The organism is Chloroflexota bacterium (assembly GCA_016197225.1).
Taxonomy (GTDB): domain Bacteria; phylum Chloroflexota; class Anaerolineae; order Anaerolineales; family VGOW01; genus VGOW01.
The window spans coordinates 1-13,029 of record JACPWC010000065.1 but is presented as its reverse complement, the minus strand read 5'-3'; the positions used below and the strand labels follow the sequence as shown (position 1 = coordinate 13,029).

Genomic DNA, 13,029 nt, shown 5'->3' with positions numbered 1-13,029 from the left:
AAAAATGGCTCTACCAGATTGAACGGGATTCTTTGCCACGAATCGCTTCGCGCGAATTTTACGAATTCGCGCGAAGCGATTCGTGGCAGGGTTTTCCCGCCAAAGCCAGAAGAGCCGGAGTTAATTGAATCATGCAAAACAAAACAACTCTGTTTTTGGGAGTCGCCCTGCTGGCCGTCGTGGTGGTGGGCGGCGGCTGGTGGGCGTACGATTTTGTTCAGGGCGACACAGCCGCGCCCAGCGGCCCGATCACGGCCATCCCGATTGCCGTCAACACGGTCCCGGCTCCAACGGAAGCGCCGATCCAGGTTAATCAGCCCGCACCCAGCGAAGCGCAGGCGACGGCCATTCCAACCAGCGCCCCGGTTGAGCCAATAGCAACCACGGCTGTGGCGGCGATTTCAGAATCGGGCCTGGTCATCTTCCAGATTTCACAGGCCGAGTCCGAGGCAAGTTTTTCAATCTTCGAGGAGTTGAACGGCCAGCCGAAAACGGTGGTTGGGGCCACCGATCAGGTGGCCGGGCAGGTGGCGTTGGACATGAACGACCTGACCAAGACTCAGGTGGGCGTCATTCAAGTCAATGCTCGCGCCCTGGTCACCGACAACGATCGCCGCAACCGGGCGATCCGCAATTTCATTCTTCAAACGGATCAATATGAGTTCATCACCTTCACGCCCACAGCCATTACCGGCCTGAACGGCCCGGCCCAACCCGGCCAGCCATTCACCTTTCAAATCGCCGGCGACCTGACCATCCGCAATGTGACTCAACCGGCGGTGTTCGAGGTGACGGTGCAGGGCGAGTCGGCCACGCGGTTGACAGGCACGGCGACGACGGTTGTCAGACGGAGCGATTACAAGCTGACGATCCCCAGCGTGCCGAACGTGGCGAACGTAGGCGAAGAAGTCACCATTGAAATTGATATTGTGGCCGAGGCGGCTTCCAGCTAATCGGCCTTCACTGTTGTTATTCAAATTTTCATAGACAAGGAATGTAAAAAATGTTTCGATTTTCGATTGTCCGCCACAAAGTTTTGGCGGCTGGTTTGTTACTGGTGTTGTTGACGGCGGCTTGCGGCTCTGGAGTTGCGACTTCGCAGACCGGCGCTTCTCAGGCTGGCCTGGTGGTAACGCCGGTTTTATCCGGCAACACAGCCGGGCAGACCACTCTGGTTAAGGTTAACTTGAATACGGCTTCCGGCGACGATTTTTTGGCCGCCGTGCCGGGCCTGGGTAACCGCATGGTTCGCGAGTTCATGGAATACCGGCCTTACGTGAGCATCCAGCAGTTTCGCCGGGAGATCGGCAAATATGTGGATGCGGCGCAAGTGGCCGAGTACGAAAAGTACGTCTTTGTGCCGGTGAGCGTGAATGAAGCAGACGCCGAAACCTTGAAGCAATTGCCCGGCGTAGGTGACGCCCTGGCTGTTGATCTGATCGCCAGTCGTCCTTACGCTTCCAACGACGGCTTTTTGGCCAAACTAACCGGGCAAGTATCTGACACGGAACTGGTCATCGCCAAAACCTATCTGGCAACGCCATGACCGCAAGAGTTGTCGAACAACGCCTGCGCCTGTTCCTGCTGGGCCTGGCCGGGTTTATGTGCCTGGGCACCGTCATCGAACTGTGGCTCACGGAACATATCAAAGAACCGATCCAACTTGTGCCGTTCATTCTGTCCGGGTTGGGGTTGATGGTTGTAGTTGCCGTCTTTCTCCGCCCGGGCCGTAGCACGATCTGGGCTTTACGAATTGTGATGGGGCTGGTAACTTTAGGCAGTCTCTTTGGGATGTACGAACACCTTGAAGGAAACTTCAACTTCGCGCTGGAAATCAAGCCGAACGCGGCGGTGAGCGCGACTCTCTGGGAAGCTTTGCGCGGCGCGGCGCCACTGCTGGCCCCCGGCATTCTGGCGCTCATGGCTTTAATTGCGATGGCGGCCACATACTATCATCCGGTTTTGGGAAATCGCCAGGACATCTAAAAGCGAGTGAACGATGCGCTACTCATCCTCCCGAACGCCATCTAACCTTCGACCCTTGCTTGTCATCGGGGCGCTGGCCGTGTGGTGGTTGGTCGCCTGCACCAGCGCCACCGCCTCCCAGCCCACCTCGGTGGCGCAAGTGGCAAACACAGCGGTTTCATCATTCACGCCCCTGCCGAGCCACACCTCAACGCCCACTTTCACCCCAACGGCGACGGCCACAGCCACCATCACACCCACGCCAACCCCCACCCTCCACCCGATGATGATCGAAGCGGCGCGGCTGGTGGACTATCCGGGCAGCGACATTGTCATTGAGAAGGAACTTAAGCGGGGCGTGAATTATCGGCGCTATTACGCCTCGTATCTTTCCGATGGATTGAAAATCTACGCCCTCCTGACCGTGCCCGATGGCGAGCGCCCGCCGACCGGCTGGCCCGTCATCGTCTTCAATCACGGCTTCATCCCGCCGGACGTGTACCGCACCACTGAACGTTACATTGCTTACGTGGATCGGCTGGCCCTGAGCGGCTACATTGTGTTCCGATCCGATTATCGCGGGCATGATCAATCGGAAGGGGAAGCCGTCGGCGCGTATGGCGGCCCCGGCTACGTCACCGATGTTCTCAACGCCGTGGCATCCCTCAAGCGTTTCCCGGAGGCCGACCCGGATCGAATCGGGATGTGGGGCCACTCGATGGGCGGTTACATCACCTTGCGCTCCATGGTCATCTCGCCGGACATCAAGGCCGGGGTGATCTGGGCCGGCGTGGTTGCGCCCTACCCGGATTTGTTTGCGCGCGGCACGCCTCGCCCCACGCCTGTGGTAACCGTGACCGGCACACCCTTCACTCGCGGGCGCTGGCGCACAGCCTGGCTCGAACAATATGGCTCGCCGGAAGAGAATCCTGAGTTCTGGAATGGCATCTCGGCTAACTTTTTCCTGACCGATCTCTCCGGCCCGATTCAACTGCATCACGGCACTGCCGACGAATCGGTGCCGTTGGCCGCCTCGCAAACTTTATACGATCAGATGGTGGCCGCCGGGATGCCGGTAGAGTTTTACACCTACCAGGACGACGACCACAACTTGTCCGGCTTCTTTACGACAGCCATGAATCGAACCATCGAATTCTTCGATCTAAATCTCAAGAAATGATTGGAACCTGAATCATGAACAACTCAAATACCACATCTGTTTCTCGGCGCGAGTTTATTCGGGCCATGCTCGCCATGCCGATCTCCTATTTGCTCGCCGCCTGTGGCCTCCGGCCAACTACTACTCAGCCGCCAGCCGCCACTCAAGCGCCCGCCGCGCCGCCGACAGAGGCATTGGCCGGGCCTGCTTCCACAGGGGTTTCCCCGACAGAGGCGGCGGCCACGTCGGTGGCCCAGGTTCTGCCTCCCACGCCTGCTTGCGGCGACGACGACGACGTGACGCCGGCTCAAACAGAGGGGCCGTACTACACGCCAGACACGCCGGAGCGCGCGTCCTTCCTTGAAACTGGCGTCACTGGCACGGAGCTTGTCGTCACCGGCTACGTTCTCGACACCGCTTGCCAGCCCGTCCCTCAGGCGCTGTTGGACTTTTGGCACTGTGATGACGCCGGTGTGTACGACAACGTGGGCTACAAACTGCGCGGCCACCAGTTCACCAATGACGCCGGGCAGTTCACGTTGGAGACGATCGTGCCGGGCGTCTACCCGGGCCGCACGCGCCACATTCATGTCAAAGTGCAAGCGCCGAACCAACCGGTGCTCACCACGCAACTCTACTTCCCTGATGAGCCGGGCAACAGCACCGACGGCATCTTTCGCTCCGAACTGTTGATGGCCGTTCAAGATGCTGCCGGTGGAAAAGCGGCAACCTTCAACTTCATTCTTGAAATCGGTTGACGCTGGCAAACAGTTCGGCGAAGGAGATCAATGATATGAACGACTTCCAACGCTACCTGGCCGAAGAATTTGTCGAGGACTATCAGGAAGGCCGGATGACGCGGCGCGAGGCGCTGAAACTGATCGCCTCTGTGCTGGGCAACCTGGTTCTGGCCCAGACCTTTCTGGCCTCGTGCGCGCCGCCTCCGGCGCAGACGTGACTCGCCGGGTGGCGAAAGCGGGCTACGTGGGTCTGGCCGTTGATCTGCTCTCGCGACAGGGCGGCACGGATGTTGTTGGCTCGTCGCAGGTGCCGGGCGTGCTGGGCAACACCCCACCCGACCAGTTCGTTCAGGATTTTTTGAGCGGCTGGCATTATTTGCAAACCCAGTCGTTCGCGCAGGCCGAGCGGGTGGGCATGGTTGGCTTTTGTTTTGGCGGCGGCGTCACCTGGCGGGTGGCCACCCAGATGCCTGAACTCAAAGCGGCGGTTCCCTTCTACGGCCCGCATCCCTCGACCGCGGAGGCGGCCAACATCAACGCCGCCGTGCTGGCAATTTACGGCGAATTGGACGGGCGGATCAATCAGGGCATCCCGGCAATTGAAGCGGCAATGCAACAGAACAACAAAGTGTACGAGAAGGTGATCTATGCGAACGCCGATCATGCGTTTCACAATGACACCGGCTCACGCTACCAATCCGAAGCGGCTCAGGATGCCTGGGCGCGAACCCTGGCCTGGTTTGGGAAATATCTGTAACGCTCAATTTGAGCAAACAAGGAGGCTAACATGACAAGGAGACTTACCCGACGTGAGGCGTTGAAGTTGATGGCCTTGGGCGGACTCGGCGGGTTGGTTGCCGCCTGCGCACCTTCGACGGTTACCCCTGCCCCGATTCAAGTGGCCACGCGTGTCCCTTTCACCCCGACCTCGGCGGCGGGCTTGATCAACGGCAATGCCACAGTGGCGGCTACCCCGGCCTCAACCGTGGCTTCAGCCAGCGCCTCGCCCGCCGCAGTCGCCACGCCCGGCGTTTCGACTTCAGCGTTGACGGGCGAGATGGCGCTGGCCGCCGCACAGTTTCTCGAAACGCTCGACGGGGGCCAGGACACTCGCGCCGCCTATTCCTTTGCCGACTCCGAACGCACCCGCTGGCACTGGACGACGCCCTCCAACTTTCCGCGCAACGGCTTGCCTTTGAGAGACATGGCTACCGACCAGCGCGACCGGGCGCTGGCCCTGTTGCAAGCCAGCGTGTCGGCGGGCGGCTTGCAAAAATCGCTCGACATCATCTCGCTCCAGAACGATCTGGGCAACGATCCGGCGTTGTACTTTGTCAGCGTCTTCGGCGCGCCTGATGGGACGGAACCCTGGGGCTGGCGCTTCGAAGGCCATCATCTGTCGCTTCACTTCACAGTCGCCGGTGAGCAAGTGGCGCTCATGCCGTTCTTTTTGGGCGCGTGGCCCACAGTGAACGACGCCGGACTGAAGGCGATGGAGCGCGAAGAGTGGGCGGCGCGGGAGTTGATCACGTCGCTTCAAGGGACTCAACAAGCGACGGCAATTTTTCAGGCGAACTCACTCACCCGACACGTCACCCAAAACCAACCGTACGTCTCGCCGCTCGACCCGGTGGGCGTCCTTGTTGGCGACCTTTCGCCGGACGGGCAAGCTCTGGTTCTTGAGATCATGCAGAACTACCTGAACACATTGCCCGAACCACTGGCGACTGCCCAGTGGGAGAAGATCAACAGCGCCGGTTTCGAGAGCATTCAATTTGGCTGGGCCGGTTCGCTGGAGCCGCGCCGGCCTTACTATTACCGGCTGCAAGGCCCGACGTTCCTGTTGGAACACGATAACTCGCGCAGTGGCGGCACGCATATTCATAGCGTCTGGCGCGATTTTACTGAAGACTTCGGCCAGCATTTGCTGGGGTGATGCAAGCGAAAGAATCTTCGACCAATCCAAACTCATGGTTGCGCCAACACTGGCATCGCGTTCTCGCGCACACTGCCGGGCTGTTCACGCTGGCCTGGCTCGTGCTGGAGTATGCGCTTCAGGGCGACAGCTTCACCTTCAACCGCACCTTGATGTTGCGAACCGGGTCGGCGTCGCTGGCGTTGCTGGTGGCCTCGTTTGCCTGCACGCCGCTCAGCCGCTTGCTTGGCTGGCCCCGGCTGGTGCAAGTGCGGCGAGCTTTGGGGTTGTACGGATTCTTTTATGCGCTGGGGCACGTGTGGAATTACGCCGTGTTTGAGGCCGGGCTAACACTGGAGTTGATCCTGCGCGATTTGGAGGAGCGGCGGGCGATGTTGATCGGCTTGATCGCTCTGGCCCTGCTGATCCCGTTGGCGCTCACCTCCACACGCGGCTGGCAACAACGGCTGGGCAAACACTGGAGCACGCTGCACCGGCTGGTTTATGTGGCCGTGCCGCTCAGCGTGTGGCATTATCTGTGGCTGGATCGCGACATCATTACCTTGCCCCTGATCTACGCTATTGTCGTCGGCGGCCTGCTGGCTTTGCGGCTGGGGATCGTTCGCCGCGCCCTTCGCCGGCTCTTCATGGGCAAGGCGTGACTCTCATTCCTGACAATGAGGAGGCAGGCATCTCCAGATGGCGATGAATGATTGCAAGATCCGCATCTGGGGATGCTTTCTCCTCAAGCGAAAGCGGGCCTTCTTCCAGATTGACGATGGCGACGGTGTAAGGCGCTTGCTCTTCGTAGCCCTGCGGCGCGTCGTAGACGTAGGGAAAAAGTCAACAGTTGCAGTATATTAGGCAAGTTGAAGGCTTATCCTAAACCGGAGAATGGCAGATGACCCCTGAAGAATTTCGCCGCCTCGGGCACCAACTCATTGACTGGATTGCCGATTACCGCGCCTGCGCCGCGGAACTGCCGGTGATGTCGCTGGTTGAACCCGGCTCGGTGCGCGCCCAACTCCCCCCCGCGCCGCCGGCTCAATCCGAAGCGTTCGATCTCATCTTCCACGATCTCGATCAAATCATTTTGCCCGGCCTCTCGCACTGGCAGCATCCGAACTTCTACGGCTATTTCCCCGCCAACGGCGAACTGGCCTCGGTGCTGGGCGACTACCTCAGCACCGGCCTCGGGGTGCTGGGCCTCTCGTGGCAATCCAGCCCGGCGCTCACCGAACTGGAGGAAGTAGTCACCGAGTGGGTGCGGCAGATGGTCGGTCTCTCCGAGTCGTGGAGCGGGGTTATTCAGGATACGGCTTCCACCAGCACCCTGGTTGCGCTGTTGTGCGCCCGGGAGCGCGCCTCGAATTATTCGCTGGCGCGCGGCGGCCTGCAAGGCGAATCGCGGCCACTCGTCGTCTATGTTTCAGGCCACAGCCACAGTTCGGTGGATAAAGCCGCACTGCTGGCTGGATTTGGGCGCGCCAACATCCGCACCATCGCCACCGACGAACACTACGCGATGCGGCCTGAGGCGCTGGCCGAAGCGATCCGATCCGATCTCGAACGCGGCTTCACGCCGTGCGCTGTCGCCGCTACGACCGGCACGACTACGACTACCGCGCTCGACCCGGTCGAGGCGATTGCACGAGTAGCCAATCGGCACGGCTTGTGGTTGCACGTGGACGCGGCGATGGCCGGTTCGGCCATGATCCTGCCGGAGTGCCGCTGGATGTGGCAAGGCGTTGAGGGCGCGGATTCGCTGGTGCTCAACGCGCACAAGTGGCTCGGCGCGGCGTTCGACTGTTCACTCTATTACGTGCGCGACCCGGAGCATTTGGTGCGGGTGATGAGCACCAACCCAAGTTATTTGCAAAGCGCGGTGGATAATCGGGTGAAGAACTTGCGCGATTGGGGCATCCCGCTGGGGCGGCGTTTTCGCGCCTTGAAATTGTGGTGCCTGATTCGCGAGCAGGGTGTGGAGGGGTTGCAGGCCCGCCTGCGCCGCGACCTTGCCAACGCGCAGTGGCTTGCCTCACAAGTGCAATCCACGCCGGGCTGGCGTGTGTTGGCCCCTGTTCCACTGCAAACGATCTGCGCGCGCCACGAGCCGCCCGGCCTGGAGGGTGAGGCCCTCGATCATCACACGCGCAACTGGGCCGAGCGGGTGAACCGCTCCGGCGGCGCTTACCTCACGCCCGCGCTCCTCGACGGGCGCTGGATGGTGCGCGTCTCTATCGGCGCGCTCGCCACTGAACGCGCGCACGTCGAATCGCTGTGGGCGTTGATGCGGCGCGAGGCTGAACACATTTGAGGCGGATCAGAAAGCCCGCCGGGTCGCTTCGCGGAAACCCGGCGGGCTTTTTTGAGGAAAGGTTTTTAGGCCGCCATTTCCGGCCTGAACTTGTAGCCGTAAACCAGCACGCCGCGTTCGCCGTCCTCCTTCAGTTTGCGCGTCACCATCTCGACCTTCTGGCCGATGTTCACCTTGCCGTTGTCCACATCGGTGAGCTGGGCGGTGACGAGCGGGCCTTCTTCAAGCTTGACAAGGGCCACGGTGTAAGGCGCTTGTTCTTCGTAGCCCTGCGGCGCATCGTAGACGGTGGTAAACGAGTAGATTTCACCCTTGCCCGAAAACTGGTAAAGGGTCCTGGCTTCTTCGGCGCAGTGCGGGCAAACGTCGCGGGGCGGAAAGATTTTGTTGCCGCAGTGGTCGCACACTTCGCCCACCAGCCCATACCGTTGTTTTTGTAATCGCCAATTGCGTGAGATTTCCATAGAAATTAGTCTCCTTGATTTGTTAGTGTAAAAATATACCTTCGGCGCTGTCAGGAACTATCAGGATAGTGTCAAAGACTTTAGGGTTGCGCCTGGCCCAGCTTTGCGGCCAGGGCCGCCGCTAACTGTTGGGCAAGCTGTTGATTGGCTTCCTGGGCATCCTTGATTTGCGCCGCCAGAATCGGCGCAGTTTGTAACCGCACCGAGCCGATGTAAGTCCCGGCCCGGAAATTGATTTCGGTGACGGCGACGATCTGTGATTGATTCCCCTCGGATTTGTAGACGCTCGACCAGGCCCGGGCCGAATCGCCGATTTGCGGCTGAGTCGGCCAGGGGCCGTCGCCCAGCCCCGCCATGTTTTCCAAAATCTGCTGGGCCTTGTCGGCTTCTTTGTAGGCTGTCACCTGCTGGAAAAAGCCCGCCGATAAATCCGGCTTGACCTCATCCGGGTTGAGCAGTTTGATCATGAAAGTCTGGTAGCCCATGATCCGGCCAAACCGGGCGAGGCCGTCCGGGTCGGTGAAAGAGGCGTTGGGAGTCCAGGCTGGCGGGTCGCGGTCGTCGAAAACCCAACGCTCGCCCAGCCGGGCATCGAGTTCCGAAAGTTCAGCCTGAGTCAACAATAGTTTTCGCAGATCGGGCTGTGAGGCATAGCTCAACGTTTTGAGGGCTTCGGGCCGCGCCGCCTTCTGCATCCTGGCGAATATTTTGGCCGCATAGTCCAGCGCCGCCGAACTGTCCTTCACCGAGTCGGTCAGGCCCGTCAGCCCGATGGAGCCGACACCGTTGAGGTAGCGAAAATCAATCCGGTAGCTGGCCTGGTTGGGCGCTTCAGGAATGGATTTGAGATGCCAGATCATTGTTTCGTCGCCGACCGTTTTGCCTGTCGCCACCGGCTCCCATTCTTCTCCGAGCGCTTCAGCCGTGAGTGCGGCGTGGGCGTTTTGGGTTGTGTCGTAAAGAAGAATTTGCGACGAGACGTAGAAAACATCAGTCGCCAACAGCGACTCAAAATCGGCGTAATGGGTGCTTCGCAAACCGGTTTGAGAGGGAATAGAATCCGGCGACGAAGCCAGAAAGTCCAACTCGAACGCAGTTTGGATACGCGAACTTTTCAGACTCCAGCCCTCAGGCAGATCGGCGGGAGACAGGTTGTAATCCCACGGGTCACCCGTCAACTCGGTGGGTTGCGGTTGGGCCAGGAGCAGGGCGGCCACGACCGCGCCCACGATGCCAAACGCGGCGATGAGGATCCAAACGATGGGGCGTTTCATCATGACTCACGCTCTACCTTTTGCAGAATGTGCGTGACGGCGGTGGCCCCGGCGCTGCCCAAACACTGGGCCAGCCCCCAGGTTGCGTTGTCAATTTGATTTGCGCCCGCCTCATGGCGAAGTTGCATCGCCACTTCCACAATTTGATAGAGGCCGGTTGCGCCGCCGGGGTTGCCCCGGGCTTTGAGTCCGCCAAAGGTCGAAATCGGAGAGCGGCCTTTGAGAGAGATGCCGCCGTTGGCGGCCAGCTTCCAACCTAGCCCGCGCCCGGCCACGCCGATCGCTTCCAGCGAGAGGGCGGTGAAGACGGTGAAGGCGTCGTGCAGTTCAAACACATTCACCTCGTCAACATTAATTCCAGCCTGAGCCAGCGCCTTGCCCGCCGAAAGTTGCGCGGCGCGGAAGAGCAACGGGTCGAGCCGGTCGTGAATGGCCAGGGCGTCGGTGGCAACGGCGGAACCGGCGATGCGCACCAACGGGTGTAGGGGCGATACACGTATCGCCCTTCTTAAGGGCGATTCATGAATCGCCCCTGCGAAATCGGCGGAGGCCAACAAGACGGCGGCGGCTCCGTCGGCGTCGGGCGCGGTGTCGAACATGTTCACCGGGTCGGCCACCATCGGCGCTTTGGCAAACGCCTCAGCCGTGAGAGTGTTGCGATACATGGCATACGGATTCGATTTGGCGTTGGCGTGAGCGTTGATCGAGAACCCGGCGAAGTGCGGCACGGTGATGTTTTGCTCGTGCATGTAACGGCGCATGAGCAGGGCGGCGGAGGCGTTGGGCGTGACGCCCTGCGCCGCTTCCCAGTCGCCGTCTGTTGCCGATGAGGCCGCCGCGTTGACTCCACTCCCCACTTTGTCGGTGATCTTTTCCACGCCGACAGCCAGGGCCGAGTCCATCAGGCCGCTGGCAACGGCAAGGTAGGCCTGACGAAAGGCCAGGCCGCCACTTGCCCCGGCGGCTTCCACGGTGGCGGCTTCGATCCCGCGCAGTCCGCAAAAATCCGCAATCAACGCGCCGAGGTGTTCCTGCCCCGACAGTTGACCGGCAAGCATGTTGCCTACAAACAACGCGTCGGGCCGTAGGGGCAAATCATGATTTGCCATTACACCGCCATCTTTCAAGGCGGCTTCCACGGCGACCAGCGCCAGATGCCGCAGTGAGGTTTCCCAGTGTTCGCCGACTTCGGTCTGGCCGAGGCCGAGGATAAAGACATCTCTCATGGTTTGGATGTTAGAAATTGGAGATTAGAGGATTGAAGATTGGATAATCTCCAATCCTCTAATCTCTATTTCATCGTAAGTTTCCCGCGATAGCGCGCATACGTTGCATAATCAATCTGCGCGCGGCGGGCGATGTATTGTTGGGTGGTGGGGGCCAGCGACGGCTTGCCAGCAATGCGGTCGGTGACGCGAATGTGGAAGGCGTCGGAGCCGGCGCCGGAGCCGAAGGAGACGACGAGGATGTTGTCGCCCGGTTGGGCTTCGTCCAGCACGGCGGTGAGGCCGATGAGGGCCGCCCCGGCGTAGGTGTTGCCAATCACGCCGACCAGCAGGCCGGTCTTCACTTGTTCGTCGGCGAAGCCCATCATCTTGGCCGCTCGTTGCGGGAACTTGACGTTGGGCTGGTGGGGCACGACGTACTTGTAGTCTTTGGGTGTTGTGCCCATCATCTCCATCAACGTTTGACCGGCAGTTGTGACGTGCTTGAAGTAGGCCGGTTCGCCGGTGAAGCGTTGGCCGTGTTCGGGATACTTCTCGTATTGCCGCCGCCAGAAGTCGGGCGTGTCGGTGACAAAGGAGTACGAGCCTTCGATGACGGCCAGGGCCTCGTCAGCCGGGCCGATGAGGTAGGCCGCGCCGCCCGCGCCAGCCGTGTATTCGAGTGCATCGCCAGGCCGCCCCTGTGCCGTGTCCATGCCAATCGAGAGCGCGTACTTGGCCATGCCAGAGCCGACGAAGCCCATCGCGGCCTGCATGGCTTCGGTTCCGGCTTTGCAGGCAAACTGCCAGTCGGCGGCTTGCGTGTTTGGAACAGCGCCGATAGCTTCGGCAACCACCGTTGAGGTTGGCTTGACGGCGTAAGGGTGCGACTCGGAGCCGACCCAGACGGCGCGAATGTCTTGCGGATCAATGCCAGCGCGGGCCAGCGCGTTGCGGGCGGCTTCGATGCTCATCGTCACCACGTCCTCGTCGAGGCCGGGGACGGCTTTCTCTTTGATAGGCAGGCCGCTGGTGCCTTCCGTCCACACTCGCGAGACTTCGCTGGCGGGCAAGCGGTAGCGGGGAACGTAAGCGCCGTAGCCGACGATGCCGACGGGCCGATCGGGGCGGAGGGGTTGGTGATTGTGGTGGTGTTCGTTGGGTTGAGTCATACTGATAAGCAACGAGTGAACAGTAATTAGTGAACAGTGAACGGTGGTTACTGTTCACTGATTACTGTTTACTGTTCACTTTACTTCACAGGTTGCCAGTCCATGCTTGTATAAATACTGTTGATGATGCTCGTCGGCCAGATGAAATTGGGTGGCCGGTTCGATCTCGGTGGCGATGGCCTTTTGGAAATTGGCCTGCACTATTCCCTTGCTTTTTTCAATCGCCGCTTTCTGTTCGGCATCGTGAAAGAAGATGGCCGAGCGTTCGAGGCCGCCGGGGTTCGAGATAGTTGGGTTGTGGCTGTGCCAGAACACGTCGAGCAGTTGCTCGTATGAAATCTGGGCCGGGTCGTAGGTCACTTCCACCACTTCGGCGAAGCCGCCGTGATGCAGGTCGTGGTCGGTCGGATTGTTAATGCGCCCGCCCATGTAACCGACGCGAGTCGAAAATACGCCCTTGAGCGTGCGATACGACTCTTCTGCGCCCCAGAAGCACCCGGCGGCGAAAGTGGCAAGTTTGTTGATAGCAGAGTTCATCTTGGTTAAAGTCTATGTATTCAAACTGTGTCCAACTTGGTTGAAGACGGCCACAGGTAGCTCTAAGTTGGATCATTGAAGACTCTACCTAACCAGCGAATATCGTCTTTGGAATTTCTCTATGTGACCATTTTCAGCAATAGACATTATTGGAAATAATTTTTAAGTTGATAGGAGAAGGATCGCAGATAGCGAAAGTCAGTACGAAGGTTGTGCAAAGCGCAAGCGACTTGCATCACCAAATCGGAGAATCCTTTCGCGGTATTGCGAAACACGTCCTT

General features: G+C 60.0%; 13 protein-coding genes and 1 pseudogene. 9 read left to right on the top strand and 5 right to left on the bottom strand.

Going from position 1 to position 13,029, the window contains the following annotated elements:
- The first annotated feature begins 131 nt into the window (after positions 1-131).
- The 9 genes and pseudogenes from HYZ49_11690 to HYZ49_11650 all read left to right on the top strand — a co-directional run bounded on the left by HYZ49_11690 (position 132) and on the right by HYZ49_11650 (position 8,096).
- Positions 132-953, top strand: coding sequence for a YceI family protein (locus tag HYZ49_11690; GenBank protein MBI3242944.1), 822 nt, complete (start codon positions 132-134; stop codon positions 951-953).
- Positions 954-1,003: 50 nt separating this feature from the next.
- Positions 1,004-1,546, top strand: coding sequence for a helix-hairpin-helix domain-containing protein (locus HYZ49_11685; protein MBI3242943.1), 543 nt, complete (start codon positions 1,004-1,006; stop codon positions 1,544-1,546).
- A complete protein-coding gene (locus HYZ49_11680; GenBank protein ID MBI3242942.1) occupies positions 1,543-1,986 on the top strand; it encodes a hypothetical protein in 444 nt (147 codons plus the stop codon). Before HYZ49_11685 ends, HYZ49_11680 begins: the two co-directional genes overlap by 4 nt.
- 262 nt (positions 1,987-2,248) lie before the next feature.
- A complete protein-coding gene (locus tag HYZ49_11675) occupies positions 2,249-3,145 on the top strand; it encodes an alpha/beta fold hydrolase (GenBank protein MBI3242941.1) in 897 nt (298 codons plus the stop codon).
- A 74-nt stretch (positions 3,146-3,219) separates the two neighbouring features.
- On the top strand, positions 3,220-3,882 hold the full coding sequence (locus HYZ49_11670; protein ID MBI3242940.1) for a hypothetical protein: 663 nt from the start codon (positions 3,220-3,222) through the stop codon (positions 3,880-3,882).
- 35 nt (positions 3,883-3,917) lie between these two features.
- Positions 3,918-4,621, top strand: a pseudogene (locus tag HYZ49_11665) (dienelactone hydrolase family protein).
- Between the two features lie 30 nt (positions 4,622-4,651).
- Positions 4,652-5,800, top strand: coding sequence for a DUF3500 domain-containing protein (locus HYZ49_11660; GenBank protein MBI3242939.1), 1,149 nt, complete (start codon positions 4,652-4,654; stop codon positions 5,798-5,800).
- Entirely contained in the window at positions 5,800-6,441 is a 642-nt protein-coding gene (locus tag HYZ49_11655) for a ferric reductase-like transmembrane domain-containing protein (protein ID MBI3242938.1), read from the top strand. Before HYZ49_11660 ends, HYZ49_11655 begins: the two co-directional genes overlap by 1 nt.
- A 239-nt stretch (positions 6,442-6,680) precedes the next feature.
- Complete coding sequence (locus tag HYZ49_11650) at positions 6,681-8,096, top strand: aminotransferase class V-fold PLP-dependent enzyme (protein MBI3242937.1); 1,416 nt, start codon at positions 6,681-6,683, stop codon at positions 8,094-8,096.
- A 65-nt stretch (positions 8,097-8,161) separates the two neighbouring features.
- Here the strand turns inward: HYZ49_11650 and HYZ49_11645 are convergent, their stop codons facing one another.
- From HYZ49_11645 to msrA, 5 genes are all read right to left on the bottom strand, one after another.
- Positions 8,162-8,560 carry a Zn-ribbon domain-containing OB-fold protein gene (locus tag HYZ49_11645; protein MBI3242936.1) on the bottom strand — a complete coding sequence of 133 codons (399 nt, stop codon included), beginning with the start codon at positions 8,558-8,560 and terminating at the stop codon, positions 8,162-8,164.
- A gap of 80 nt (positions 8,561-8,640) precedes the next feature.
- Complete coding sequence (locus HYZ49_11640; GenBank protein ID MBI3242935.1) at positions 8,641-9,837, bottom strand: hypothetical protein; 1,197 nt, start codon at positions 9,835-9,837, stop codon at positions 8,641-8,643.
- A complete protein-coding gene (locus HYZ49_11635; GenBank protein ID MBI3242934.1) occupies positions 9,834-11,060 on the bottom strand; it encodes a thiolase domain-containing protein in 1,227 nt (408 codons plus the stop codon). The genes HYZ49_11640 and HYZ49_11635 overlap by 4 nt, the downstream gene beginning before the upstream one ends.
- A gap of 65 nt (positions 11,061-11,125) precedes the next feature.
- A complete protein-coding gene (locus HYZ49_11630) occupies positions 11,126-12,211 on the bottom strand; it encodes a hydroxymethylglutaryl-CoA synthase (protein ID MBI3242933.1) in 1,086 nt (361 codons plus the stop codon).
- Positions 12,212-12,286: 75 nt separating this feature from the next.
- The gene (gene msrA / locus HYZ49_11625) at positions 12,287-12,748 is read right to left on the bottom strand and encodes a peptide-methionine (S)-S-oxide reductase MsrA (GenBank protein ID MBI3242932.1); all 462 of its coding nucleotides are present in this window, start codon (positions 12,746-12,748) and stop codon (positions 12,287-12,289) included.
- Positions 12,749-13,029 lie beyond the last annotated feature (281 nt).